The 25,200-nt window shown below is 73.4% G+C and carries 20 protein-coding genes; 7 read left to right on the top strand and 13 right to left on the bottom strand.

Annotated elements, in window-relative coordinates; genetic code table 11:
- Nucleotides 1–48: 48 nt before the first annotated feature.
- Both BLASA_RS14275 and BLASA_RS14280 read left to right on the top strand, forming a co-directional pair.
- Nucleotides 49–1,611 (top strand): sugar ABC transporter ATP-binding protein, encoded by a 1,563-nt coding sequence (locus BLASA_RS14275; RefSeq protein ID WP_014376887.1) that lies wholly within the window; start codon nt 49–51, stop codon nt 1,609–1,611.
- An 83-nt stretch (nt 1,612–1,694) separates the two neighbouring features.
- Complete coding sequence (locus BLASA_RS14280; RefSeq protein ID WP_014376888.1) at nt 1,695–2,279, top strand: TetR/AcrR family transcriptional regulator; 585 nt, start codon at nt 1,695–1,697, stop codon at nt 2,277–2,279.
- Between the two features lie 17 nt (nt 2,280–2,296).
- On the opposite strand, the gene BLASA_RS14285 is transcribed toward BLASA_RS14280, so the two are convergent.
- The 4 genes from BLASA_RS14285 to BLASA_RS14300 are packed head-to-tail and all read right to left on the bottom strand — an operon-like array spanning nt 2,297 to nt 6,240.
- Nucleotides 2,297–2,818: a membrane protein gene (locus BLASA_RS14285; RefSeq protein WP_014376889.1), complete on the bottom strand. Its 522-nt coding sequence runs from the start codon at nt 2,816–2,818 to the stop codon at nt 2,297–2,299.
- Between the two features lie 58 nt (nt 2,819–2,876).
- On the bottom strand, nt 2,877–4,361 hold the full coding sequence (locus BLASA_RS14290) for a mannitol dehydrogenase family protein (protein ID WP_014376890.1): 1,485 nt from the start codon (nt 4,359–4,361) through the stop codon (nt 2,877–2,879).
- A complete protein-coding gene (locus tag BLASA_RS14295; protein WP_166486553.1) occupies nt 4,358–5,473 on the bottom strand; it encodes a LacI family DNA-binding transcriptional regulator in 1,116 nt (371 codons plus the stop codon). The genes BLASA_RS14290 and BLASA_RS14295 overlap by 4 nt, the downstream gene beginning before the upstream one ends.
- A gap of 38 nt (nt 5,474–5,511) precedes the next feature.
- Nucleotides 5,512–6,240, bottom strand: a complete 729-nt coding sequence (locus BLASA_RS14300; RefSeq protein WP_014376892.1) for an SDR family oxidoreductase — start codon at nt 6,238–6,240, stop codon at nt 5,512–5,514.
- Between the two features lie 228 nt (nt 6,241–6,468).
- On the opposite strand from BLASA_RS14300, the gene BLASA_RS14305 reads away from it, so the two are divergent.
- Complete coding sequence (locus BLASA_RS14305; protein ID WP_014376893.1) at nt 6,469–7,164, top strand: nucleoside/nucleotide kinase family protein; 696 nt, start codon at nt 6,469–6,471, stop codon at nt 7,162–7,164.
- 68 nt (nt 7,165–7,232) lie between these two features.
- On the opposite strand, the gene BLASA_RS14310 is transcribed toward BLASA_RS14305, so the two are convergent.
- The 4 genes from BLASA_RS14310 to BLASA_RS14325 are packed head-to-tail and all read right to left on the bottom strand — an operon-like array spanning nt 7,233 to nt 11,207.
- Nucleotides 7,233–8,222 carry an ABC transporter substrate-binding protein gene (locus BLASA_RS14310; protein WP_014376894.1) on the bottom strand — a complete coding sequence of 330 codons (990 nt, stop codon included), beginning with the start codon at nt 8,220–8,222 and terminating at the stop codon, nt 7,233–7,235.
- Nucleotides 8,219–9,319: an ABC transporter permease gene (locus BLASA_RS14315; protein ID WP_014376895.1), complete on the bottom strand. Its 1,101-nt coding sequence runs from the start codon at nt 9,317–9,319 to the stop codon at nt 8,219–8,221. The genes BLASA_RS14310 and BLASA_RS14315 overlap by 4 nt, the downstream gene beginning before the upstream one ends.
- Nucleotides 9,316–10,074 (bottom strand): ATP-binding cassette domain-containing protein, encoded by a 759-nt coding sequence (locus BLASA_RS14320; protein WP_014376896.1) that lies wholly within the window; start codon nt 10,072–10,074, stop codon nt 9,316–9,318. The genes BLASA_RS14315 and BLASA_RS14320 overlap by 4 nt, the downstream gene beginning before the upstream one ends.
- Nucleotides 10,071–11,207, bottom strand: a complete 1,137-nt coding sequence (locus tag BLASA_RS14325) for a LacI family DNA-binding transcriptional regulator (protein WP_014376897.1) — start codon at nt 11,205–11,207, stop codon at nt 10,071–10,073. The genes BLASA_RS14320 and BLASA_RS14325 overlap by 4 nt, the downstream gene beginning before the upstream one ends.
- A 246-nt stretch (nt 11,208–11,453) precedes the next feature.
- On the opposite strand from BLASA_RS14325, the gene BLASA_RS14330 reads away from it, so the two are divergent.
- Nucleotides 11,454–12,707, top strand: a complete 1,254-nt coding sequence (locus BLASA_RS14330; protein WP_014376898.1) for an AGE family epimerase/isomerase — start codon at nt 11,454–11,456, stop codon at nt 12,705–12,707.
- Between the two features lie 4 nt (nt 12,708–12,711).
- Here the strand turns inward: BLASA_RS14330 and BLASA_RS14335 are convergent, their stop codons facing one another.
- Nucleotides 12,712–13,545: a class II fructose-bisphosphate aldolase gene (locus BLASA_RS14335; protein ID WP_014376899.1), complete on the bottom strand. Its 834-nt coding sequence runs from the start codon at nt 13,543–13,545 to the stop codon at nt 12,712–12,714.
- A 186-nt stretch (nt 13,546–13,731) separates the two neighbouring features.
- Here BLASA_RS14335 and BLASA_RS14340 point away from each other — a divergent pair, with 186 nt between their 5' ends.
- Together BLASA_RS14340 and BLASA_RS14345 are read left to right on the top strand one after the other, a co-directional pair.
- Nucleotides 13,732–14,706, top strand: coding sequence for a 1-phosphofructokinase family hexose kinase (locus BLASA_RS14340; RefSeq protein ID WP_014376900.1), 975 nt, complete (start codon nt 13,732–13,734; stop codon nt 14,704–14,706).
- The gene (locus tag BLASA_RS14345; RefSeq protein WP_014376901.1) at nt 14,703–16,091 is read left to right on the top strand and encodes an FGGY-family carbohydrate kinase; all 1,389 of its coding nucleotides are present in this window, start codon (nt 14,703–14,705) and stop codon (nt 16,089–16,091) included. Before BLASA_RS14340 ends, BLASA_RS14345 begins: the two co-directional genes overlap by 4 nt.
- A gap of 187 nt (nt 16,092–16,278) precedes the next feature.
- Here the strand turns inward: BLASA_RS14345 and BLASA_RS14350 are convergent, their stop codons facing one another.
- Nucleotides 16,279–16,596 (bottom strand): hypothetical protein, encoded by a 318-nt coding sequence (locus BLASA_RS14350; protein ID WP_166486554.1) that lies wholly within the window; start codon nt 16,594–16,596, stop codon nt 16,279–16,281.
- 26 nt (nt 16,597–16,622) lie between these two features.
- Between BLASA_RS14350 and BLASA_RS14355 the strand changes: the two genes are divergently transcribed.
- A complete protein-coding gene (locus BLASA_RS14355) occupies nt 16,623–17,825 on the top strand; it encodes an IS30 family transposase (protein WP_014376903.1) in 1,203 nt (400 codons plus the stop codon).
- Here the strand turns inward: BLASA_RS14355 and BLASA_RS23555 are convergent.
- The 3 genes from BLASA_RS23555 to BLASA_RS14370 are packed head-to-tail and all read right to left on the bottom strand — an operon-like array spanning nt 17,722 to nt 25,145.
- Complete coding sequence (locus tag BLASA_RS23555) at nt 17,722–20,589, bottom strand: DUF6519 domain-containing protein (RefSeq protein WP_014376904.1); 2,868 nt, start codon at nt 20,587–20,589, stop codon at nt 17,722–17,724. The two genes, BLASA_RS14355 and BLASA_RS23555, sit on opposite strands and share 104 nt — an antisense overlap.
- Before the next feature lie 45 nt (nt 20,590–20,634).
- Nucleotides 20,635–22,749 (bottom strand): hypothetical protein, encoded by a 2,115-nt coding sequence (locus BLASA_RS14365; protein ID WP_014376905.1) that lies wholly within the window; start codon nt 22,747–22,749, stop codon nt 20,635–20,637.
- Nucleotides 22,746–25,145 carry a hypothetical protein gene (locus tag BLASA_RS14370; protein ID WP_014376906.1) on the bottom strand — a complete coding sequence of 800 codons (2,400 nt, stop codon included), beginning with the start codon at nt 25,143–25,145 and terminating at the stop codon, nt 22,746–22,748. Before BLASA_RS14370 ends, BLASA_RS14365 begins: the two co-directional genes overlap by 4 nt.
- Nucleotides 25,146–25,200 lie beyond the last annotated feature (55 nt).

Below are 25,200 nucleotides of genomic sequence, written 5' to 3' on the forward strand. Positions count from 1 at the left end.
GCCGTCGCGGAGGCCCCGGCACCCGCCACGAGCGAGGAGGGCACGGGCATGGTGCGCCTCAGCGTCGAGAAGGTCGCCAAGACCTTCGGTCGGTTCCAGGCGTTGCGCGACGTGCACCTGGACGTGGCGCCCGGGGAGATCCACGGGTTGATCGGGCAGAACGGGTCCGGCAAGTCCACGCTCGCCAAGGTCCTGACCGGGTACCACGCACCGGACGCCGGCGGCCGGGTGCTGGTGGACGGGGAGCCGCTGCGGCTCCCCGTCCACCCCCGCAAGGCCGCGGCGCGCGGGCTGGCGGTGGTCCACCAGAGCCTCGGCCTGGTCGACGACCTCACCGTGGTGGAGAACCTCCGGGTGGGCCGGTTCCGCGCGAACCGGCTCACCCGCGCCATCCGCTGGGACGAGGAGCGCCGCGACGCCTCCGCGGTGCTCGAGCGCCTCGGCCGGCCGGTTCCGCTGGACGCCCGGGTGGGCGAGCTCTCCGAGGAGGAGCGGGCCACGGTCGCCATCGCGCGGGCGCTGCAGGACGCGACCCCCGGGCGCGGGCTCATCGTGTTCGACGAGTCCACCCGCTCGCTCAGCCGCGCCGGCCTCGAGCACTTCTACGACATGCTCGAGGATGTCGTCGCCACCGGGACGGCCGCCCTGCTGATCAGCCACCACATGGAGGAGGTGCTGGAGGCGACCGACCGGGTGACCGTGCTGCGCGACGGCGTGGTGGTCGAGGCCGGGCTGCCCACGGCCGACCTGACGGAGAACGACCTGGTCCGCGCGATCATGGGCCGCACGCTGGAGCAGGTCATCCGCCGGGCTCCCTCCGGGCCGGCTCCCACGGGATCCGACGGCGGAGTCATCGTCCGCGGGCTGCGCGGCGAGCTGGTGGCCGGCGTCGACCTGGAGCTGCACCCCGGCGAGGTGGTCGGGGTGACCGGCCTGAGCGGCTCCGGGCACGACGAGCTGCCCTACCTGCTGACCGGCGCCCGGCCAGCCCGGCAGGGCACCCTGCAGGTGGGCGAGGACCGCCACAACCTGGCGCGCTTCGACGTCGGGACGGCGATCGCGGCCGGCGTGGCGCTGGTGCCGGAGGGGCGCGAGCACGCGGGCCTGGCGCTGGAGCTCACCGTGGCCGACAACGTCCTGCTGCCGCGGCGCCGCACCCGCTCCGCAGTCCTCCCGGTCGAGCGGGCCGCGGAGACCGCCGTCGTCGGCGAGTGGGTGGAGCGGCTCGACGTCCGCCCCCCGGACCCGTCCCAGCTGGTCGGGAAGCTCAGCGGCGGCAACCAGCAGAAGGTGCTGCTGGCCAAGTGGCTGGCCACCGGCCCGCGGTTGCTCGTCCTGCACGAGCCCACCCAGGCGGTGGACGTCGGTGCCCGCCAGACCATCAGCGAGGCCGTCCGCCGGGCGGCCACCGAGGGCTGCGCGGTGCTCGTCGCCGGTACGGACGAGACCGAGCTGACCATGCTCTGCGATCGGGTCCTGGTGTTCCGCGACGGCCGGCCGGTTCGCGAGCTGACCGGGGACTTCACCCCGGACGAGGTGGTCGAGTCGATCTTCTCCGGCCACATCCGCAAGCGGCTCCGGTCGGCGACCCCGCCGGCCGCGAACGGCTGAGAGATGCCGATGTCGGACCCGTCGAGCCGGCACGCCTTCCGACGGCCGGCTCAGCGGCGTTCCGCACTGCTTATGGTTGCCCGGTGAGCCTCCGCCAAGCCCAGAAGCGCCTGACCCGTGAGCTGCTGCTCAAAGAGGGTCTGGGCCTCTTCGAGGGAAAGGGCTACGTGGCCACGACGGTCGACGACATCGCCGCCGCAGCCGGGACGACCCGCCAGACCTTCTACCAGCACTTCCCGTCGAAGGCCGCGCTCATGAAGGAGCTCATCACCGCCGTCGACGGCCTGCTGATCGCCGTCGACGACCCCCGGCTCTCGGCGGTCGTGGAGTCCGGGGACCGCGAGAAGATCCACGCCTGGCTGGGCAAGAAGATCGACCAGTGGCCGGCGATCAAGCCCTACGTGACGGCCGCGCACGAGGCGGCTGCGCACGACGCCGAGATCCAGGAAGCGATCGACGTCTGGTTCGAGAGCGCGATCAGCGACATCCACCAGGGCCTGGAGAAGGCGGAGCGGTTCACCCCGTCCTCGCGGCGGGTGCGGGGCACGCTGGCCTTCGGTCAGCTGGAGTTCGCCTCGGTCCGGTGGATGCGGCACGGCTGGGACGTCGACCGGGACGAGACCCACGCGGTGCTCACAGAGTCGTGGATGAACCTGCTCGTCGGCTGACGGCGGGGCGGCGAGCGTCAGTCGTGCCGGGTGCGGCGCAGCCAGCCGCCACCGAGCAGCGCCCATAGCACGAGCACGGGCTGGAAGAACAGCCGGACCAGGCGCTTGCGGTCGGTGTCGAGGCCGAAGGCATCGGTGCCCTCGAGGTACTGGGCGACGTTACCGGGGAAGATCAGCACGAAGAACGCCGCCAGTAGCGCACCGACCAGTCGCCGTTTCTCCGGCAGCGCGATGAAGGACGCGCCCAAGGCGATCTCGGCGACGCCCGAGCCCAGCACCGTCAGGTCCGCGTCGATCGGGAACCAGCCGGGCACCTGGGCCTGGAACTCCTTCCGCTGGATGGTGAGGTGCAGCGTGCCCGCCCCCACCATGGCTGCGCCGAGGAGCACGCGGGCAGCGGTACGGGCGGCCGAAGGCATGCCGGCACCGTAGACGGCCGGTCCCGTCGCACCGGTGGCCCGTCCGTCGTCGCCGGCGTCGACTTCGCCGACACCCACCACCGGGAGGCGCAGCTGCCACACCTGGGGGTTGTGGGCCATGGAAGACGGACGCCAGTCCTTCGGTAATCAGGACGTCACATGGGCCAGGGCGTAGCCGTCATGCGCTGAGGATCCGCATCGCTGCCCCTCGCGCCCCGTACCGGTCCAGCAGCTCCGCCGCTCGCGAGTAGGCGCGGCGGAACCGCTCGTCATCGGCGAGATCGCCGAAGACCTCGCCCGACGTCAGGACGGCGAGCGGGTCCTCGTCCTGGAGACGCAGCAGCGGGGCCAGCCGATCGGAGCGGGCGTCCACCACGGGAATGGGGTTGCCGTCCTCGTCGATCCCTCCCGCGTACCGGGCCCATCCGGCCACGGCGAGCACCGCGAGGTCGCACGGGCCGCCGGCGGCGAGCTGCTCGCGGATCACCGGCAGCACGAACGTGGCGATCCGTTCCGACCCCTCCGCGCAGTTGCGGGCCAGGGTGTCGCTGACGGCGGGATTCGCGAAACGCTCGAGGAGGCTGCGCCGGTACTCCCCCAGGTCGGTGTCCGGCACCGGCGGCAGCGTGGGCGTGGCCTCGACCCGCATGTACCGCTCGACCAGCTCGGCGAAGAGCGGGTCGGCCATCACCTCGTCGACCCGGCGGTGCCCGGCCAGGTACCCCAGGTAGGACATCACCTGATGGCTGGCGTTGAGCAGCCGCAGCTTCATCAGCTCGTACGGGTGCACGTCCTCCACCAGCTGGACCCCCACCTCCTCCAGCGGCGGGCGCGCGTCGCTGAACCGGTCTTCCAGGACCCACTGCAGGTACGGCTCGGCCACCACCGGCCAACGGTCCACCAGGCCGGTCTCCGCCGTCAACCGCCCGCGGTCCTCGTCCGTGGTGGCCGGGGTGATCCGGTCGACCATCGAGTTGGGGAAGGCGACGGACGCGGCGATCCAGTCGGCCAGCCCGTCGCCGGTGCGCACCTCCTGCAACCGGGCGAACTCGAGCAGCGTCTGGCGCGTCAGGTCGCCGTTGCTCTCCACGTTGTCACAGGAGACGACGGTGAACGGCGGCGTCCCGGCTGCACGCCGCCGTCGCAGCGCCTCGGTGAGCAGCCCGAACGCGGTGCGGGGCCGCGGGCTGGTGAGGTCGGCGGCCAGCGCGTCGTCCAGCCGGAACAGACCGGTGGACTTGTCGGTGCTGTAGCCGCCCTCGGTGATGGTCATGCTGACCAGCCGGGTCCTCGGCGCGGCCATCGCCGCCAGCACCGCCTCGGGGTCGTCGTCCAGCAGCAGCAGCTCCAGCAGCGAACCGACCACCGCCGGCTCGATCGACCCGTCCGGCGCCTTCAGCACCAGGGTGTAGAGCCCGTCCTGGGCCCGCAGCGCCGCATGCAGCGGCCGGTCGGCGCCGAGCACCCCGACGCCGGTGATCCCCCAGCCGGCGTGACCGAGGGCCAGCAACCGGTCGAAGTAGACCGCCTGGTGCGACCGGTGAAAGGCGCCGACGCCCAGGTGGACGACGCCACAGCCGGCCGAAGCGCGGTCGTAGGCCGGGCGCCGCACCGCTTCGGGAAGTACGGCCAGGCTCGATTCGCTCAACGGAACGGCAGTCACGGCGGGGGCTCCTCTGCGAGCGACGGTGGGGTGCCGGGGGAACGGGTGCCGGTGTCCTCCGCTGCGGCCCCTGCCCGCGAGTCACCGGCCCCCGACCCCGGGCACGAGGACGGGAACAGGGTCGACGCCTCCGCCGGCGACCAGCACGACCGGCGCTCCACGAGGCGGACGGGGAGGATCGTGTGCCGGCGGAACCGGCGGTCGGGCGCCCTGAGCCGCTCGACCACCCGCTCGGCGGCCAGCCGTCCGAGAGCGGCCGGGTCCTGGTCGACGACGGTCAGCGCCGGCGAGAGCATGTGCGCCATCGGGAAGTCACCGAAGCCGACGACGGCCCAGCTGCTGCCGGCCAGCGCGGGGACGAGCGTCATCGTCGTCCGGGCGTCGCCGGTGATCAACGCCGTCGGTGGCGGCCCGGCCGACCGGAGCCGGGTGATCACCTGCTCCGCGCTCCCCCGGTCGACGGCACCGAACGCCACGAGCTCGTCCCTCGGCCGCAGCCCGGCGTCGGCCAGGGCCGACCGGTGGCCGGCGAGGCGGTCGACGGTGGTGGTCATCGCCGGGTCGTCCCCGATGAAGGCGATCTCCCGGTGGCCGTGGGCGATCAGGTGCTCGGTGGCGAGCCGGCCGCCCTGGTGGTCCTCCCCCGTGAAGGCGTCGGCGGTCAGCCCCCGGGGCGGACGGTCGACGAAGACGACCGGGAGCCGGGCGGCCCAGGTGCCGAGGTGGCCGTGGTCCTGGGACGTCGGCGCCACGACCAGACCGCTGAGTGATCGGCGCAGCAGCGAGTCGAGCGCCCCGGCCTCGCGCCGCGGGTCATACCCGATGCTGCTCACCAGGACAGCCATGTCGGCACGCGCGGCGACCTCCTCCACCGCCTTGCCCATGACGGCGAAGAAGGGGTCGGCGAGGTCGGGGACCGCCACCCCCAGCACCGGCGGGCGGCCGGTGCGGAAGGCCTGGGCCAGGGAATTGGGGACGTAGCCGAGCTCGCGCAGCGCGTCGGTCACGCGCGCCCGGGTCTCCGGCAGCACGTGCGGATCGTCGTTGAAGACCCGGGAGACCGTCTTGGCGCTGACCTTGGCGAGGGCGGCGACGTCCCGCATCGTCGTCATCGCGCTGCGCCGTCACCCGGCCGGACGGAACCCACGGGTCAGCGGGCGGTGTAGCCGCCGTCGATGGGCAGCGACACCCCGGAGATCATCGAGGCGCCGTCACCGAGCAGGAAGACGATCGGAGCGGCGATCTCCTCCTCGGTCGCCCAGCGCCCGAGCGGCATCTGGTCGAGGAACGGCCCCTCGATGTCGGGCCGCCCCCAGTACCACGCCGACATCTCGGTCATCACCACGGTCGGGTTCACGCTGTTCACCCGGATCCCGTGCTTGCCGAGCTCTAGGGCCGAGACGCGGGTGATGTTGTCCAGCGCCGCCTTCGAGGAGCCGTAGGAGATGTGGCCGGACAGCGCCACCAGGCTCGCCTGGCTGGAGACGTTGACGATGGCACCGCCCCGACCCAGCCGGATCATCGACGCGGAGGCGTACTTGGTGACCAGCAGCGCACCGCGGGCGTTGACGCTGATGACCTTGTCGAAGACGTCGATGTCGGTCTCCATCGGAGTGGCGATCTCCCCGCCGAAACCGCCGCAGTTGACCACGCCCCACAGGTCCAGCCCCTCGAGCGCCGAGCGGACGCTGTCCTCGGAGGTGAGGTCGAACGCGAGCGGGCGGGCACCCGTCCCGGCGGCGAGCGTCTCGAGCGACTCGACCGAACGGCCGCTGGCGATGACGTCGGCGCCGGCGGCCAGGAGCCGGCGGACCGTGGCCCCCCCGATGCCGCCGGTGGCCCCGGTGACCAGCACGGTGCGGCCGTCGAAGTCGGTCATGGAAGCGCATCTCCTCGGCAGGTGCCATCGCGGTCGTGCACCGCCGCACGAGCGCCGGTCCGCCGACCGATGCAACCACATCCTGACCGCCATGTCACCGGTGACATGGGCGGTCCCCCGCCCGCGTTGACGGCGCCGCCGAACCGTCTCTACCGTCCCCCGTGGCCCCGCTGCGGCCACCCCGCGCCGCAGCCGGCAGCCGGCAGCCGGATCGAGAGGACGTGGACGGTGCACGAGCAGGCTCCGCCCAGCGGGGGCTCTCCGCCGGTCGTCCGGGCGACGCTGCAGCAACTGGTCGACCGGGCAGCCGTCCTGGCGCGTCCGGGCACCCGGCGCATCCTGGGGATCACCGGGGCGCCCGGCGCGGGGAAGTCGACCCTGTGCGCGGCGCTGCTCGGTGCGCTCGGTGCCCGCGCAGCCCTCGTCGGGATGGACGGGTTCCACTACGCCGACGTGGAGCTCAGGCGCCTCGGACGCGGCGACCGCAAAGGCGCGCCGGACACGTTCGACGTCGACGGCTATGTCGCCCTGCTCCGCCGGTTGCGGACGCCGCCCGCCGTGCCGGTCTACGCGCCGGTGTTCGACCGCGCCCTCGAGGAGCCGATCGGCAGCGCCGTCCCGGTCGCTCCGGACACCCCCCTCGTCCTCACCGAGGGGAACTACCTGCTCCTGGCGGAGCACGGCTGGTCGGCGGTGCGCACCTGCCTGGACGAGGTCTGGTACATCGACGTCCCGCCGGACGTGCGGGAGCGGCGGCTGGTCCGGCGGCGGCGGTCCTACGGCCACGAGCCGCAGGCGGCCGAGGACTGGGTGCGCTCCGTCGACGGGCGCAACGGCCGCACCGTCGAGACGTCGCGGTCGCGCGCCGACCTCGTCGTCCACCTGGACGTCCCGGAGACGCCCGGGGCCGACGTCGCCGGCTGAACCCGGGCACGGACGCGCGACGCCCCGCCCCTCTCGAGGAGGGACGGGGCGTCGTGCGGCGCCGCGGATCAGCAGTCGGACTGGTACACCGCGTCCTGGTTCTCGGCCAGGTTCTCCTGCGTGAGGATCGTGAAGCCGGTCTGGATCTCGGCCTCGGGCTCCTCACCGTTCAGCGCGGCGACGACCTGCTCCAGGCCCTGCCGGCCGATCTCGGCCGGCTGCTGGGCCACGAGCGCCTGCACGGTGCCGTTCTCCAGCGCCTCCACCTGGGCCGGGCCGGCGTCGAAGCCGACGACGGTCACCTGCTCCTCGGCGCCGGCCTGGCGCAGCCCCGTTGCGGCACCCTCCGCCGCGAACAGGTTCGTGCCGAAGATCCCGACCAGGTCCGGGTGGGCCTGCAGCGTCGAGGTGACGATGCGGGCGCCCTCGGCGACCTGGTTCTCCGCGTACTGCGTGGGCAGGGCGGTGAACTTCGGGTCCTCGGCCAGCGCCTCCAGAAAGCCCTGGATCCGCAACTCATTGGTGCTGATCCCTGGCTCGTGCCCGACGACGAGGACCTTGCCGCCCTCGGGGTTGGCCTCCTGGATGGCCTGGAACGCCGCGGCCCCACCACCCAGGTTGTCCGAGGCGACCTCGGTGACCGCCATGGACGGGTCCTCCAGGGTGGTGTCGACCAGGCCGACGGTGATCCCGGCGTCGGCAGCCGCCTGGATCGGGCGCTCCATCGCGGTCACGTCGGTCGGGGCGATGAGCAGCCCGTCCGGCGCACTGGCCACGACGCTGTCGACGATCGGGGTCTGCAGCGCCGGGTCGAACTGCTGGGGGCCCTGGGTGGTGACCTCGACGCCGAGTTCCTCGGCCGCCGCCTCGATCCCGCACTGCATGGTGATGTAGAACTCGTCGCCGGCGACGCCCTGCACGAAGGCGACCTCGTAGGCCTCGGAGCCGCCCCCGCCCCCGCCCGCGCCACCGTCACCGGCGTCGTCACCGCCGCACGCGGCGAGGCCGAGGGCCAGTGCGGAGACGGTGGCGATCCTGGCAGTGATGCTTCTGTTCACTGTGCTTCCTTTCGACGTGCCCCTGAGGGGCGGGAGAACCGGGAGAACAAGGACGTGCGGCTGCGCGCTCCGCGGGTTGCCGCAGCGCGGCGGACCTGGTCGACGTAGACCGCGGCGATGAGGAACGCACCGACGACGACCTGCTGCCAGAAGGGCTGGACGCCCATGATCACGAAGCCGTTCTGGAGGACGGCGGGGATGAAGAGGCCGATCACCGTGCCGGCGATCGTGCCGATCCCGCCGAAGAGGCTCGTGCCGCCGATGACGACACCGGCGATGACGTTGAGCGCGGTGTTCGACTGACCGGCGATCGTGGTCGACGAGAAGAAGGCGAGGTTCAGGATCCCGGCCAGTCCGGCGCAGAAGCCGGCCAGCGTGTAGACGAGGATCAGATGCCGGTCAGCCTTGACGCCGACCCGTCGCGCGGCCTCGTCGTTGGAGCCGACGGCGTAGGTGTAGCGGCCGAACCGGGTGCGGTGCAGGATCACCGCGCCGACCACGACGACCAGCAGCGCGATGAGCGACAGGTAGGGGATTTGGCCGAACAGCCGCCCGAACCCGATCGTGTCGGTCAGCACCGTGGGGGCGCCACGCAGGTCGATGCCGCCGGTGAGGATCTGTGCGGCGCCCAGGGCCATCCCGAGCGTCCCGAGGGTGACGATCAGCGGAGGCACCTTCAGGCGGGCGACGACCACGCCGTTGAACAGGCCCCACAGCGTGCCCGAGGCACAGGCGGCCAGGGCACCGGCGATCGACACGCCGACGCCCTGCCCACCCAGGGCTGCCATGACCTTGGCCGCGACCACGCCGCTGAAGACCAGCACGCTGCCGACGGACAGGTCGATGCCCCCGGTGATGATGATGAACGTCATCCCGACGCCGATGATCGCCAGGATCGAGACGTTGACGACGACGTTGCGGAAGTTGTTCACCGACAGGAACGCGTCGGGCTCGGCGATGCTGAACAGCACGATCAGGATGAGCAGCACGCCGAGGATCTGGAACGCCTGGGCGCCCACGAGGCGCTGCAGCGGGGTCTTCGGCCGCTCCTCCTCGGCGGATGCGGCGTCCTGCTCCGGCTCGGTCGCGGTGGTCATGCCGCCTCCTGGCTGATTGCGCCGGTCATGGCCCCCACCAGTTCCTCCATCGAGGTCTTCTTGGCGTCGTAGGTCGCCACCCGCCGGCCCAGCCGCAGCACCTGGATGCGGTCGGCCACCTCGATCACGTGCGGCATCGAGTGGCTGATGAGGACGACGGCGATGCCGCGGTCGCGCACCCGCCGGATCAGATCGAGCACGTTGCGGGTCTGCACGACGCCGAGGGCCGCGGTGGGCTCGTCGAGGAAGATCACCCGGCTGGCCCACGCGGCGGCTCGCGCGACGGCGATCTGCTGCCGCTGCCCCCCGGACATCGCGCCGACGGGTGCGCTGAAGTCGCGCACCGTCGCCCCGAGGTCGGCGAACGCCCGCTCGGTCTTCTCCTTCATCTCGGTGTGGTCCATGAACCCCAGCCGACCCAGCAGGCCGGACCGCATGACCTCCCGACCCAGGTACATGTTCTGCACCGGGTCGAGGTGCGGGGCGAGCGCGAGGTCCTGGTAGACGGTCTCGATGCCCAGCGAGCGGGCAGCGGCCGGGGTGTCGATCGTGACCCGCTTCCCGTCGCTGCACAGCTCGCCCGAGTCGATGGCGAGCGATCCGGACAGCGCCTTGACCAGGGTGCTCTTCCCAGCGCCGTTGTCGCCGATGAGGGCGACCACCTCGCCGGGGTCGACGTCGAAGTCGGCGCCGTCGAGGGCACGGACGTGCCCGAACTCGCGCCGGAGGCCCCGTGCCTCGAGGGCGGGGGTCATGGCGGCCCCTCCTGTGCGTGCAGCGACGTCATGGTCGACGCTCTCCCTTCTGCTCCGTGGCGCACCATGTCCTGCAATCCGTCCTGCGCCAGGACGACGTCCTGGTCGTGCGGCCGACGCCGTCCCGATCCCGCCGGAGGCAGCTCGCCGGAACCCCGAGGCACCAGGCGGACGGGCACCGTGACCGTCTCCGCGGGGGCGTCCAGGTCGTCGAGCCGGCGGAACAGTCGCTCGGCGGCGGCGCGGCCGATGACCTCGGGATCGTGATCGATGACCGTGACCGCCGGGACGAGCGAGTCGGCCATCGGGAAGTCGTCGAAGCTGACCACCGCCACGTCGGTGCGCCCGAGGCCGTGCAGCAACGGCACGAGCCCCAGCGAGCAACGCATGTTGGAGGAGAAGATCGCTGTGGGCGGCCGGGGGCCGGCGAGCAGCTGCTCGGCCGCCGCGCGGGCCTCACGGGCCGATCCGGCATCCACGGCCACGAGCGACCCGCCGTCGGCCAGGCCGCGTGCGGCCAGCGCCCGGCGGTAGCCGGCCAGACGCAGCCGGGTCGTCGGGTTGCGCAGCTCGGAGCCCAGGAAGGCGACCCGGCGGTGGCCGTGGTCGAGCAGGTGGCGGGTCGCCATCTCCCCGGCGGCGAGGTCGTCGACCAGGACGGCGTCGCTGACGATCCCCTCCGGCAGCCGGTCCACGAACACGATCGGCGTCCGCCGGCCCGCTCCGGCGAGATAGGTGTGGCTCTGCGCCATCGGGGCGACGATGAGGCCGGCGACCTGCCGGACGAGCAGGCTCTCCACGATCACCGATTCCCGCTCCGGCTCCTGGTTGCCGACGCTGGACACCATCACCGCCAGGCCCCGCTCGTGAGCCGCCTGCTCGACGGCGCTGGTGAGCCGGGCGAAGAACGGGTCGGCGAGGCTCTCGACGACCAGTCCCACCACGTCCGTGCGGCCCACGCGCAGCGACCGGGCAACCAGGTTCGGCTGGAAGCCCAGATCGGCGATCGCCTGTTGCACCCGTGCCCGCGTACCGGGAGTGACGTGCGCGTCCCCGTTGACCACCCGGGACACCGTCTTGGCGCTGACCGCCGCGATGCGGGCGACGTCACGCAGCGTGACGCGCTCACGCATGACTGCCGCCCCGCGGCACTCCCGCCGGCACGTCGCCCAGCGGGCGTCCGGTCGGAGCGGGAACGGGCACGGCATGCACCTTTGCGGGTCGGGGATCGGTCGACGAGTGACCTGGGTCATGCAACAACCGCGTTGTCATCGATGTCAAGCCATCGATATCTGCCCGAGACCTGACTGCTGCAGCCAGCTAGTGTCGATCCACTGACCGCTCCGGCCGGCCGGTGCGGCCACCCCCCGAGGAGGACCATGACGACGACCGGTGACTCCCCGCAGTCAGGCTCCTGGGCCTCGCTGCCCGCCCACCGCGCCTGGCTGGACGGGGAGGGAGAGCGGCTGCTCGCCTTCGCCGAGGCCGCCGCCGGCACCACGACGGGATTCGCCTGGCTCGACGACGGGGGCCGCCCCGATCCCGGGCAGCCGCCCCAGTTGTGGATCACCGCCCGGATGACGCACGTCTTCGCCCTCGCCTGCCTGCGCGGGCGCCCCGGTGCCGGTCCGCTGGTCGACTCCGGGCTGGCCGCGCTGACCGGCCCTTTCCGGGATGCCGAGCACGGCGGGTGGTTCTCGTCGCTGACCGCCGACGGCGCGCCGGCCGCCACGGACAAGTCGGCCTACGACCACGCCTTCGTCGTCCTGGCCGCCGCCAGCGCCACCGCCGCCGGTCGGCCGGGGGCCGCGGAGCTGCTGCAGGAGGCGCTCTCCGTGGTCGAACGGCACTTCTGGTCGGGCGGCGAGGGCCGGTGCATGGAGAGCTGGGACCGGACCTGGTCGGAGGCGGAGCCGTACCGCGGCGCGAACAGCAACATGCACACGGTCGAGGCCTTCCTCACCGCAGCGGCCGTCACCGGCGACGACCGGTGGCTCACGCGGGCGCTCAGCATCGCCGAGCGGCTCGTGCACCAGGCGGCCCGCACGAACGGCTGGCGCCTGCCCGAGCACTTCGATCCGCAGTGGCAACCGCTCCCCGACTACAACGACGACCGCAGGAACGACAAGTTCCGCCCCTACGGCTCCACCCCCGGCCACTGGCTGGAGTGGTCACGACTGCTGCTCCACCTGGAGGCCGCCCTCGGTGCCGACGCCCCCGACTGGCTGCTGCCCGACGCCCGCAGCCTGTTCGACGCCGCCGTCGAGGTCGGCTGGGCGCCCGACGGCGAATCCGGCTTCGTGTACACCCTGGACTGGCAGGACCGGCCGGTCGTCGCCTCCCGGCTGCACTGGGTGCTCACCGAGGCCATCGGCGCGGCAGCCGCGCTGGTCGCGCGCACCGGCGACGCGGACTACGAGCGCTGGTACCGCACGTTCTGGGACGAGGCCGCGACCCGCTTCATCGACCGGGAGCGCGGCAGCTGGGTGCACGAACTCCCCGTCGGGGACGCGGCGCCCGTGTGGTCGGGCAAGCCGGACGTCTACCACGCCTACCAGGCGACCCTGCTGCCGCAACTACCGTTGGCGCCGGTGCTGGCGGCGACCCTCCGGCAGGAGCTCGGTGACGACTGAGCAGTCAGCCGGCGAGCAGGCGGACCAGCCGCTCGACCTCCCGCGCAGTCGCCGTCCGGGCCGCCCCGAGGTACTTCCGGGGATCGACGAGCGAGGGGTCGACAGCGAGGGCCTCGCGGACCGCCCGGGTGAAGATGCCGTTCAGGTGTGTCGAGATGTTGATCTTCGTCATCCCGGCCGCGACCGCCTCACGCAAGTGGTCGTCCGGGACGCCCGACGATCCGTGCAGCACCAGCGGCACCGGTACGGCGGTCCGGATGGCGGCGATCAGGTCCAGGTCGAGCCGCGCCGTGCGCGTCATCATCGCGTGCGAGCTGCCCACGGCGACCGCGACCGCGTCGATCCCGGTCGCCTCGACGAACCGGGCGGCGTCCTCCGGCCGGGTGCGCACGCCAAGCGCGTGGACGCCGTCCTTGCCCCCGATCTCGCCGATCTCCGCCTCGACCGAGACGCCGCGGTCGTGCGCCCGGTCGACGACACCTCGAGTGGTGGCGAGGTTCTCCTCGACCGGCAGGGTCGAGCCGTCGAACATCACCGACGTGAACCCGAGCGCGAGGGCCTGCACCACCAGTTCGAGGTCGGTCGCGTGGTCCAGGTGCACCACGACCGGGACGGCGGCCGCGTCGGCGATGGCGAGCATGGCGCTGCCGACCGGCGCGAGGGCGCCGTGGTAGCGCACCGCGTTCTCGCTGACCTGCAGCACCGCGGGCCGGCCGGCCGCCTCCGCGCCGGCCACGATGGCCTCGGCGTGCTCCACCTGGATGACGTTGAAGGCGCCGAGGCCGCTGCGGTCGTGCGCGGCCGCGGCCAGGACGTCGGTCAGTGCTGCGCGTGGCACGGAGTGCTCCTCGGGTCGGTCGTCGCCCGGCAGCGTCCGGGCCGTGCCCGGGGCTGGCAGGCGGGCCCTGCGCGGTGCCGGGGAGTCGCCTCCCCGGCACCCTCGGCCCGGCGGCGAACGTAGCAGCCGGTCCACAGCCTGCTCGGCTGCGCAGGCGCTGATCACCGACCTGTCCCAGGAGGACTCGTGCACGAACGTCCCACCGGCCCGACGGTCCACGTCGTGAGCCCGAACCCGGCGCAGGACCGGCTGCAGGTGGTCCCCCGGCTCCTGGTCGGGGAGGTCCACCGCGCCACGCAGGTCGTCAGCCGGCCCGGCGGCAAGGGCATGATCGTGGCCCGCGGCGTGGTGCGGCTGGGTGGCCGGGCCGCGCTCCACGGCTTCGTCGGCGGCCCGGTGGGCGCGCAGATCTCGGCGGGTTGCCGGGAGCTCGGCATCGAGGACCGGCACGTCCTGATCGACGGGGAGACCCGGGTCAGCACGGTGATCGTGGACAGCGCCTCGGGCGCCTCCACCGTGATCAACGAGCCGGGGCCCGAGGTGGGCCCCACGGAGGTGGCCGCGCTGGTGGACGGACTGGTGGAGGCGGTCCGGCCGGGAGACCTGGTGGTCTGCACGGGCAGCCTGCCGCGTGGTGCCCCGGCGGACCTGTACGCGCGGTGCGTCACCGCGCTGCGCGGTCGCGGTGTCCTGTCCGTCGTCGACACCTCGGGGCCGGGACTGGCCCTGGCCGTCCGATCGGCCCCCGACGTGCTGAAGGTCAACGAGGACGAACTACGCGCCGACGCCGGCCTGACCGCGCCCGGTGCCGACCCGGTGGACCTCCCGGTCCTGATGGGGCTGGCCCTCGATGCGGGGGTGGGGGCGGTCGTCGTCACCCGTGGCTCCGCAGGCCTGTCCTACCGTTCGGCCACCGAGGGATGGGACGTGCAGAGTCCCTCCGTGTCCCTGGTCAACGCCACGGGCTCCGGCGACATGATGCTGGCGGGCTTCGTCACGTCCCTGGCACGAGGGGACGATCGGGCGTCGGCACTGCGCACGGGTGCAGCCGCCGGGGCCGCCAACGCGGCCCGGCTCGAACCGGACCTCAGCGGACCCAGCGAGGTCGACGAGCTGCGCGCACACGCGGTCGCCAGCGCCGTTCCGGGAGTCGGCAGGTGAGCGCCACCTTCCTCGGCATCGATGTCGGCACGACCCGCACCAAGGCGGTGCTGCTCGCACCGGACGGCGTCGCCCTCCTGGCCTCGGCCGCCGCACCGACGCCCCAGGGGGAGGTCGGGGGCGTCGCCGTCCACTCCCCGCAGGCGATCAGGGACGTGGTCGTCGACACCGCCCGGCGCGCTCTCGGCGAGGCCGGTCCGGAGGCGCGCGCCGCGCTGGGCGGCATCGCCGTCACATCGGTCGGCGAGGAGGCGGTGCTGCTCGACGCCGCGGCTCGGCCGGTCGGGGACGTTCCGACCTGGTTCTCCGGCGTCGGGCAGGACGCCGCGCGTGAACTCGCCGCCGAGCTGGACCGACGCGCCCCCGTCACCGGGCTCCGCCATCCGGAGTACACCGTCCACACGCTCGCCTGGTGGTCGCGAGCCCGCCCCGTCCAGGCGCGGGACGCCGCGACACTGACCGACCTCGGCAGCTGGCTGCTGTCCTCCCTGGGCCCCGGTGACCTGGTGATGGATCACTCGCACGCGTCCCGCACCGGGCTGTTCGACGCACCCACCCGGTCCTGGCGGCCCGAGGGGCTGGACGTGGTGGGGATGGGCGGGCTGTCCCTGCCCCGGTTGGTGCCCTCCGGCACCGTGGTCGGCGAGCTCGGTGCCCAGGTGGCAGAACAGTTCGGCGTCGCGCCCGGCGTTCCCCTGGTCAGTGGCGGGCACGACCACTTCTGCGGGGCCCTGGCCGCGGGCGCGCGCTCCCCCGGCGACCTCTTCATCTCGGCCGGGACCTCCGAGGCCCACCTGTTGGTGACCGACTCCCTCGACCCCGCGGCGACGACGGGCAGCGAGGTCGGCTGCTTCGTCACCGACGGGCTGTTCTACCTGCACGCCGCGCTGCCCTCGGGAGCCTTGTACCTGTCCTGGACCCGGCTGCTGGGTCTGGACCCGGCCACGCCGCTGGACGACCTCCTCGGCGACGAGCCGGTCGGCAGTGGCGGGGTCCGCGGGGAGATTTCTGCCGACCGCCGGCTGTCCCTGACCGACGTGCCGCTCGACGTGCGCGCCGCGACGCTGCTGCGTGCCCTCATGGAGACCACCGCGGTGGCGTCCCGGGACCTCACCCGCCACCTCAGCCGGACCGCCGGCCGGGCCGTCGTCCAGCGCCTGCTGGCAGGCCGCCCGACGGAGTCACCCGCCTGGCGGGAGATCCGCGGGGCGATCGGGGAGGGCGTTGCCGCTTTCGTGGACGCACAGGAGGCCACGGCGCTGGGGGCCGCGCACCTGGCCGTGCGGGCGGTGACCGGCACCCTTCCCCCACCGGTCCCTCGACGCCGTCCCGACCCGGACGTGCTTCCGGCGCGCCGGGAGCAGTACCGGCTCGCATTCGGCTGATCTGCGCCGGCACCCGCCACCGGGAGTCGTTCAACCGACATCAGCGTCGAGCCGTCGCCGGCGGACCGGGTCTACCCGCGTCGCACTGCCACCAGCAGCCCCGGCAGTCTCCATGGCGCGCATCGACGGCCGGGCACTCGACGGTGGTGCGCCGCAGCCCCGCCGGCCCATGCTGAGCGATGAGGGATCACGGCGCCAGGCTGAGGTCGACGTTGGCCACCTCCGCCCGCGAGGCTGATGACAGAACCAGGGTGGCGCCCGCACGAGATGCCACGTTCCCGACTGCGGAGACCTTGTTCGCGTGCACGACCCCTGCCAGCTTGCCCACCCCGCTCACGTCGTTGCCAGACAGGCTGACCCGGCCGGCGAGCAGCTCGAGCGGGCCGCCGTCGACCGCGTTGTTCCCGACCCGGGCACTCTCGACGGCGACGATCTCCGGGCGCTCCCGCCCCTCCTCGAGCCCGATGAGCAACCAGGCCAGCTTGGGTTCAAGGAGTCGACGCAACACCTCGATGAGACGGGGTGGTGTCGATGGGAGCAACGGGACATGTACCGCTGCCGCAGGAGGTGCGTCGGCGGTTCTGGCAGCTGATCGCCGCGGGATCCTCGACCGAGGACGCCTCGGCAGCCGTCGGGGTCACCGGCAGCACCGGGCGGCGATGGTTCGTCGAGGCCGGCGGCATACCCCCTGTGCAGCTGGCCGAGCCCAACGGCCGCTATCTGTCCGTCAGTGAGCGTGAGGAGATCGCGCTGGATCGGGCGGCCGGTCTGGGCGTCCGCGAGATCGCCCGGCGGTTGGAGCGCAGCCCCTCGACGATCAGCCGGGAACTCGCTCGCGGCTGTCTGACGCGCCGTCCGGCCGGCCGCTACAAGGCATCGGTCGCCCAGGCCCGCGCCGAGGCCCGGGCGCGCCGGCCCAAGCCGGCCAAGCTGACCCAGCATCCGGTGCTGCGCGACTGGGTGGCCGACAAGCTCGAGCACCTGCAGTGGAGCCCGGAGCAGATCAGTCATCGGCTGCGGCTGGCGTTCCCCGACGATGAGTCCATGCGCATCAGCCACGAGGCGATCTACCAGTCCCTCTACGTGCAAGGCCGGGGTGCGCTGCGCCGTGAGCTGGCCGTCTGCCTGCGCACCGGCCGGGCGCTGCGCAAGCCGCGGCGGCGAGCCGATGGCCGCCGTGAGCGGATCAAGGACAAGGTGATGATCTCCGAGCGGCCCGCCGAGGTCGCCGACCGCGCGGTGCCCGGACACTGGGAGGGCGACCTGATGGTCGGCAAGGACAGCGGCTCGGCGGTCGGCACGCTGGTCGAGCGCACCACCCGGTTCACCATGCTGCTGCATCTGCCAGCCGATCACGGCGCCGAAGCCGTCGCCGCCGCAATCACCGCCAAGATCACCACCATGCCGGTCGCGCTGCGCCGCACGCTGACCTGGGACCAGGGCATCGAGTTGGCCCGGCACGCCGAGATCACCATCGCCGCGGACCTGCCGGTCTACTTCTGCGATCCGCACAGCCCCTGGCAGCGCGGCAGCAACGAGAACACCAACGGCCTGCTGCGCCAGTACCTGCCCAAGGGCACCGACCTGTCCGGGCACAGCGCCGCCGACCTGGACGCCATCGCCGACAAGCTCAACGGCCGCCCTCGCAAGACCCTCGGCTTCCACACTCCGGCCGAGGAACTCGCTCGACTATTGTCTGATGATCAACTAGCCGGTGTTGCGTCGACCAGTTGAATCCGCCCAGCCGGTTCTCGTGCAGGTCGAACCGCGCCGGGCCGGTCCTGACCTCGGGCGGGTTCCGGGACTCCTCGACGAGGTTCTCCAGGCTGGCCTCCAGCTCCTCGATCCGGTCGGGGGAGGCCACGCCGTACAGGCTGATGCCGCCGACCAGGTCGTTGCCGGCGATCCACACCGGCCCGTGGGGCTCCTCGACCGCGAGCGCCGCCCGCGCCAGGCCCGCCACCGCGTCCAGGTGCAGGGCCGTCTCGCGCAGCTCGGGCAGCAGCTCGACGAACTCCTCCAGCGACCCACCCGCCCGGATCAGCTCCGCGCTCCGCAGGAGCGCCTCGGCCAGCCGCCCGTCGAGCTCGACCTGGCGCGACCGCACGAACTGCTCCAGCTGGGCCGCAGCAGCCTCTCGACGCAGGACCGCAGCGCGCCGGTTGGTGGCCACCATGCGTTCGAGCGCGTCCCGGTCGTCGTCCCGGGCAGCCTCGAGCAGGGTGCGGACCGGGCCGGTGAAGCGGGGCCCGACGCCGTCCCTGCGCGACGCCGAGGCCGTCATCTCGCAGTCTCGAACCCGGGAGGCGCCGCACCCGGTGAGGCGGACCAGCACCGGGATCTCCGGGCTCTGGGTGCGGACCCGCAGGTCGTGGCAGACCACTTGGCGGCAGGCCAGGAACCGCACCATCTCCCCCCGTAGCTCCTCGGTGCCGAGGAGGTCGAGGTCGCTCAGCTCGACCTCCTCGGCCTTGACCACCCGGAAGGGTGCGTGCAGCACCAACACCGCGCCACAGCCGTGCAGGTCGAGATGGCGCAGGTAGTCGACGTCCGCGCCCGCCCACTCGTGCAGGCCCGGAAGCAGGCGGACGCACGCCATGCCGCGGCGCCGGTCGGCCAGGTCGCGGAGCGCCTCCTCGAGCGTGGCGTAGTCGCCCCCCTCCCCCACGCTCACGCAGCAGTCGTTGCCGTCGCCGCCACCGCGCAGGCACAGCGTGTCCAGCGCCTCCTGCACGGTGGCCACCCCGGCCAGGTCGCTGCAAGCGCCCGGTTGGTAGGCCACGCCGGAAGCGAGCCTGGTGCGTGCGCTGAACCGGACCGGCAGGCCGATCGGGGCGCCGGACCAGTCGAGCAGCCGCGCCTCCAGTGTCTGGGGGACGAACGGGTCGACCGCCCAGGCCACCGCGGCCGTGCCGTCCGCGCCGGTGGGGACGGTGACCGGACCAGTGCCGCCGTCGAGCCCGCCCGACCCCGCTCCGGTGAGGGTGAACCGGACCGGCCGACCCGGCACCGGGATCGGTCCGCGGGCGACGCCGACCCGCGGCGCCACCGGCAGCAGGACCGGCGCCGGCGCCAGCGTGTCCGGGGTGACCTCCTGACCGTCACCGGCCACGTAGCAGAGGCTGTCCAGCCCGCTGAGCGGAGGGAAGACCGGGCGTACGTCCACGACCGCGCCGCCGTCGACGACGGCCAGGCCGGCGTAGTGGGCGTGGATCCCGAGTGCCGGTTCGGCGGTCGTCTCGTGCCCGGTGGGGTCGGCGGTCCGGGCGGGGACCAGCCAGTGGTCGCCGGTCCGGAAGGTCCCGCCGGCCGGGTCGAGGCTGAAGCCGACGGTGATGCCGTGCTCGAGGACCAGCCTGGTGCCGGGGGCGGGGACGGTGACCGACCCACTGGCCAGTGCGGCGTCGGGCACGGTGTTGCCGGCCTCGTCCAGCAGGGTGCCGCCCTGGTCCCAGCGGCGGATCCGCAGGTTGCTCCCGGCCACCGGCCGTCCCTGGGCGTCGAGCGCGAAGTCGCCCGCACCGAGCGACGTGCTGAACACGATCGTCGCGGTGTCGGAGTCGATGCCGCCCGGGGTCCTGATCCGTCGCAGCACCCCTGGCCTCCCGGCGAGCTCGCGGGTCTCGTCGAGCAGCTCGACCCACTCCCCCTCGTGGAAGGCGAGCACCTGGTCGTGCCCGAGCCGGTCGACGACCACGCGGTCCAGGGAGGCGGGCACCGAGACGACGCGGGCCGCGACGGTCGCGTTGTCCCGGGACCACACGAAGGTGGCGGTCCCGGCCGGGCCGGGGGTGTGCACCTGGATCCGGTGGAGCCGGTTCTCCACGCCGGTGTAACCGCCGGTGGGCGCGATCAGGCACGGGTCCGGGTCGGTCTCCACGGTCGCCGTGCCGACGCTCAGTCGGGCGGTGGCCGGCGGCTCCGCGGCCTCGAACCAGGTCTGCGTGAGGAACGGCGAGCCGGGCACGTAGCCGCCCGGGACCGGTACCGCCTTGACCTGCCAGACGGTGCGGTGGCGGGTGGTGGTGTCGATGCCCAGCGCCGGCTCGACCAGGCTCGGGTCGTCGACTGCGGTCACTTCACGGCGCCACACCTTCAGGTAGACCAGGTAGCGTCCCGACGCCGGCAGCGCGGGCGCCTGCGGCAGGTGCGGTTGCGCGGTGTAGGCGACCGGCGCGGTGCCGGCGGGCTCGGCCAACCCATGACGCCAGACCTCCGGCGGTGCCCCGTGGTTCTCGGCCAGGATCCCGTCGACGTAGGCACGCCCGTGGCCGATCGCGAGGCTGCCCCCCGCGAGGGCGATCCGGAACCCGTCCGGCGTCTCCGAGGGCACCCCGGACCGGCCCACCACGTCCAGAGTTCCGGCCTGGGTCCGGCGACCGGCGGTGCGGACGGCGGTGTTCCAGTCGTCGTCGGTGAGCAGCCGCCCCTGTTGCAGCAGCACCGCCGCGTCGTCCTTGTACGGGTCGTGGCTCCAGCGGGAGTAGTCACCGGTCATCGTCTGCTCCTTGCTGTGCCGGCCGCGTCGTGCGCCCGGAACGTCCTAGGACTCATGGATCACTCCGGCCCTGAGCCCCAGGCGGAGGTACTCGTCGAACCGGGTGAGCAGGTCGGCCTCCCGCTGAGGTTCCTGGAGCCGCCGGTGCACCCCCATCTCGGACTCGTCCTCCGAGCCGCGGCGGACCGGTTCGGGGGTGCTGTCCGCGAGCCGCGTGTAGCCCGGTGCCGCGAAGGAGAGCGAGGTGAACCGCGGGACGTCGGCCGGGTCGGCGGGCGCGCAGCGGTAGCGCTCGGGAGCCCGCGATCCCGGGGGCAGGTAGCTGAACCGGGCGCAGCCGGACTGTCGGTCGGTCACCTGGACGTCGCCCAGGAGCAGGGAGTCGGAGACCTGCAGCTGGTGGGCGGCGATGGTGCCGACCACCGTGCTGGACCCGACCGACAGCGCGCCGCTCGCACCACCGGCAGACCCGATGGCCGGCAGCCCGGGGTCGCAGGCGTCCACCACGGAGTCGAGCAGGCTGATCCTGGTCCGGGGCCGCCCCACCAGGGAGCCGGTGATGCTCCGTTCCACGACCAGCTCGCAGGCGTCGCGGCCCACCTCCACCCCGACCGCCCCGGGGGTCTGCGGGGTGCCGTCCGCCGCCAGCGTGGCCCCGGGGACGACCGTGCAGTGCCGCACCGAGAGCCTGGCCAGCGAGGTCGAGGCGGGCACCACGACGGGATGCCCGAGGATCAAGAGCCCGTTGAGCTCGACCTCGGCGTCCGCACCTCCCTGCACGGTGAGCGATCCGGTCAGGGCCAGGGTGGGGCGTCGGCCGTCGGCGGCCCGCAGCGAGATGCGGGCACCCGCCGAGGCGGTGAGCGTCAGGTTCTCCGCGTACCGTCCCGAGTCCGTGATCTCGACGGTGCCAGAGCCCGCCAGGGCGTTGAGCGCGGCCTGGACGGTGGGGTGGTCCTGCGGCACCCGCAGCATCGTCGGGCCGGTGCTGCCGAACGTGTGCGCCCGGGCGTACTCGCCCCCGAAGGCGCCGCTCACCCCCGCCCGGTGGAACATCACGGTCACCGTCACGGTGCCGGCCACCGCCAGGCGGCCGAGCTCCGGGTCGATGCCGACCTTCCCGGCCGGCGGGGTGCGCATCCACCCGGAGCCGGAGTCGGCCAGGTTGAGCGCCACGACGTCCGTGGCGGGCACCGGGACACCGTCGAGCCAGATCGCCAGACTGCGCTCGGGCCCGTACAGCCGTGGCAGATCGTCCAGCAGTCTGCGGCGGGTGATCGCACCCGGCACGTTGCGCGGCTCGGCCAGGTGACTGATCTCCTCCTCGCGCTCCGGTCGCTGGACCAGCTGGCAGTCGATGCCGAGGGGGTGGAACCGGAAACCGGGGACGCCTGCGGTGACGCTGACGTCGGCGACCGCGGGAGTCCGCTCGGTGCGCAGCGCGTGCAGGCGCCACACGAACGCGGCGATGTTGCTGATCGCAGGGCGGGCGGCCCCGGCCTCCACCGCGCGAACGTCCAGGGTCCGCGCGCCCGTGCCGAACGCCGTGCCGATCCGGTCGATGGCCGCACCGTCGCGCAACGAGGGCGTGACCGCCGCGGTGGGGCGCAGGTGATCGAGCGACTGGGTGGTCGCCAGCCGGGTGAACATCTCCGCGACCGCGGCACCGGGGTGGCCGGTGACGTCCCGGGCCAGCTGCTCGAGCATCGAGGCGGTGCCCTTGCGACGACGGAAGGCGATGGTGTGGCCGATCTCGGCCCGCCGGTCCCAGACGGCCGTCTCACCGGACTCGGCCGGGTGCAGGAGCCGGTAGCCGATCAGGTCGCCCAGGTAGGGCAGCACCCACGGTGCCGCAGTCTCCAGGAAGAGGTCGTCGTAGAGCTGGTCGAGACTCTCCTCGAGGACCGCGACCTGGTCCCCGACCAACGCCAGGAAGGCGCCCAGCGGACCGCGGCGCAGCTTGGCCCGCAGCTCCTCCCGGCGCAGCGTGTCCTTCTCGTCGGCCGCGCCACCCAGCGCCTCCAGGGCGAGCAGCTCGGTCCGCTCGCCCGCGGTCAGCTGGTCGGGAAGCCGACCGGCGAGCTCTTCGTCGCGGATGCGGTGGATCGCCGGCAGCAGCGCGAGCAGCGTCTCGCCCGTGGTCCTGCCGTCCGTGGTCATGCCATCACCTCCACGTGCAGGTCAGGGTCGGCGAGGACCAGCAGCTCTGCGCCCAGCACGCCGGTCCCGGCCGGGTCCAGGCCACCGGGGTGAGCGGGCACTCGGTGCTGGACCTGGACAGAGGCAGGCGCATCGGTCCGGCGCAGCACGTCGACGTCCACCGCCACCACGCCCGGCGCCCGGTGCACCACCTCGACGACCTGGCCCAGGCTGGTCGGCTGACCGAGCTCGCGCGCGTCCACGGAGAAGGCGGCCAGCAGCTCCCGTCGTACGTCGGCCAGCACCAGGCCGACCAGGTGGTCGGGATGCGGCAGGACCCGCAACCAGGCCTCCAGGCCGACGGGGCGGTGGCCGAGCAGGTGCACGACGAGCCGTGCGTCCCCGTGCTCGCGCAGCGCGGCGAGCACCCGGCCGTGGGTCGGGACCGACTCGTCGATCGTGGCGCCGTCAGGACCGGTGAGGGTCAGGACCAGGCCACGCGCCGGGCCGTGCGGCACCCAGCCGGCTGACGCCTTCGCCACCCCCGGCTGGGCCCGGGCGAAGTCCTCGGCGTCCAGCAGCGACACCACCCGGTCCAGGGTCCGCACCGTCACGGGGGCGTTGCGCCGTGCGCTCTCCAGCGGCTCCGGGTCCTCACCCCCGGTGCCCGGCGACGGGTTGAGCACCGAGGCGACGCCGAGCGGTCGGGACAGCAGGGTGGTGAGCTGAGCGGTACGCACGTTGCCCGCGGCACCCAGCCCGGTGCGGTGCTGCACCCGGACGTTCGCCTGACCGGTCGGGAGCCGGGCCCCCTCGACCCCGTCTCCGAACCGGACCACGGTCGTGCCCTCGTCGGAGGTCTCCAGCACGTGGACCCGTTCGCCGGGACCCGCACCGAACAAGGTCTCCCGGCGGTGCCAGACCACGTCCTCGACCCGTACCTCGAGAGCGGCATCGAGTCCCGCGTCGGTGGCCAGCCAGGTCAGCGGCCGGTGGTTGAGGACGAACCACTGACCGGGCACCCTTGCGTCGCCGCTGCCCAGGATCTGCCCGACGCCCGCGCCCTCTGTCGCGGCTGCGACGTTGGCGTTGATCCGCGCCAGGACCCGGTCGTACGAGCGCTGCAAGGGCCTGCCGAGCCGGACGGTCGTGGTGGGTGGGCCGTCCACCGGGAGGTTCACCACCACCGCGTCGGGCGCGTCGTCGACCAGGACCACCTCGGACTCCTCGGGCGCTCCCGGCCGCGCACCGTGCAGCGGGCCGAGTACTGCCAGGGCCTGGCCGGGGGCCAGCTCGAGCGCTCCGAGGAGCTCGATCTCCTCGTCCGCCAGACCTGTTGTCAGCGGGTCCGCGGCCAGCGGCAGCTCCTCGCTCTGGGCCAGCACCAGCAGCGAGCGCCGGTCGAACGTCGACGGGTCCAGGTCGGAGTCCAGCGAGATCCTGGTCGCCTTGCTGCTCACCCCGAAGGCGCTCAGCGAAGGGTTGGTGACCTCCTTGATCCGGGCCAGATGCTGGGCACTCCCCTGGCGGACCAGAGCCCAGCCGTCCGCGACGACCTGGGGGTGGACCTGGTCGAGGTCGAGCTGACCCTTGCTGAGCCCGAAGGTCGTCCACTGCCAGGGGGTCACCGTGGTGTCGACGAGGTCGTGCAGGGTCGCGGTGGGGATGGCGAGCAGTCGGGGATCGGGCGCGTTGTGCCCGAAGACCGCCGCGCGCAGGCGCAGCACGTGCACCTCCATTCCGGCCACCGGCAGGGCCGGCAGGGCCGGCTCCCACGTGACCCGGGTGCGCTCCCCGGTCGCCTCCTCGACTGCGGACTCGAGCGTGCGTGCAGCCCACTCCGTGCTGGAGCTGGTGGTCTGCCGCTGGGCACCGAGGAACAGCAGCACGTCGCCACGCTGAAGCCGGTGACCGGTGCCCGCCAGGTGCAACGAGGTGCGAGCCGCCAGGGAGGCCGGCCAGCTGCTGTTCACCGGCGCGACCGCGTTGTTCTCGGCACGGGCCTCGATCTCCGTGACGGTCTCGAAGGTCACCGGGGCCTCGTCCTGCCCCGGCACGCTCTGCACGGCGGTGCCCACCGGCACCCGCACCGGCCGGGGTGGCACGTACGGCACGGTGACCGGCGCCTCGACGGTGAAGGCCAGCCAGGCGTCGGCCGCCACACCGGGTGCCGGACGGTAGCCGATGAGGCGCGACAGCTCGACCACCGAGAGCCGCTCGGTCGCGGTCCGCAGGTAGTGCTCCTGAGCGATCCTCCCGGTGTAGAAGGTGAGGACGTCCGCCATCACCGCGAAGCCGTCGGCCAGCGCGATGGTCAGGTCCGCGTCGTCGCGGGCCCCGAGGCCCGACAGGGCAGGCAGCCCGTGGTCGGCCAGCCCTCGGAGGATCGCCTGCTTGGTGGAACCGTGCCGGGCCACCCGGTACTCCAGGCTGGTCAGGCCCGGGGCGCTCTCGACCGGCTCCGGCGTCGCC

Source organism: Blastococcus saxobsidens DD2 (assembly GCF_000284015.1).
Classification (GTDB): Bacteria; Actinomycetota; Actinomycetes; order Mycobacteriales; family Geodermatophilaceae; genus Blastococcus; species Blastococcus saxobsidens_A.

Bases quoted from the DNA above. Each gene is read 5' to 3' on its own strand.
- BLASA_RS14300 (WP_014376892.1), bottom strand. From the start codon at position 6,240: ATGACCGACTTCGACGGCCGCACCGTGCTGGTCACCGGGGCCACCGGC.
- BLASA_RS14275 (WP_014376887.1), top strand. From the start codon at position 49: ATGGTGCGCCTCAGCGTCGAGAAGGTCGCCAAGACCTTCGGTCGGTTC.
- BLASA_RS14365 (WP_014376905.1), bottom strand. From the start codon at position 22,749: ATGACCACGGACGGCAGGACCACGGGCGAGACGCTGCTCGCGCTGCTG.
- BLASA_RS14315 (WP_014376895.1), bottom strand. From the start codon at position 9,319: ATGACCACCGCGACCGAGCCGGAGCAGGACGCCGCATCCGCCGAGGAG.
- BLASA_RS23555 (WP_014376904.1), bottom strand. From the start codon at position 20,589: ATGACCGGTGACTACTCCCGCTGGAGCCACGACCCGTACAAGGACGAC.
- BLASA_RS14355 (WP_014376903.1), top strand. From the start codon at position 16,623: ATGGGAGCAACGGGACATGTACCGCTGCCGCAGGAGGTGCGTCGGCGG.
- BLASA_RS14320 (WP_014376896.1), bottom strand. From the start codon at position 10,074: ATGACCCCCGCCCTCGAGGCACGGGGCCTCCGGCGCGAGTTCGGGCAC.
- BLASA_RS14285 (WP_014376889.1), bottom strand. From the start codon at position 2,818: ATGGCCCACAACCCCCAGGTGTGGCAGCTGCGCCTCCCGGTGGTGGGT.
- BLASA_RS14325 (WP_014376897.1), bottom strand. From the start codon at position 11,207: ATGCGTGAGCGCGTCACGCTGCGTGACGTCGCCCGCATCGCGGCGGTC.
- BLASA_RS14295 (WP_166486553.1), bottom strand. From the start codon at position 5,473: ATGACGACGATGCGGGACGTCGCCGCCCTCGCCAAGGTCAGCGCCAAG.
- BLASA_RS14330 (WP_014376898.1), top strand. From the start codon at position 11,454: ATGACGACGACCGGTGACTCCCCGCAGTCAGGCTCCTGGGCCTCGCTG.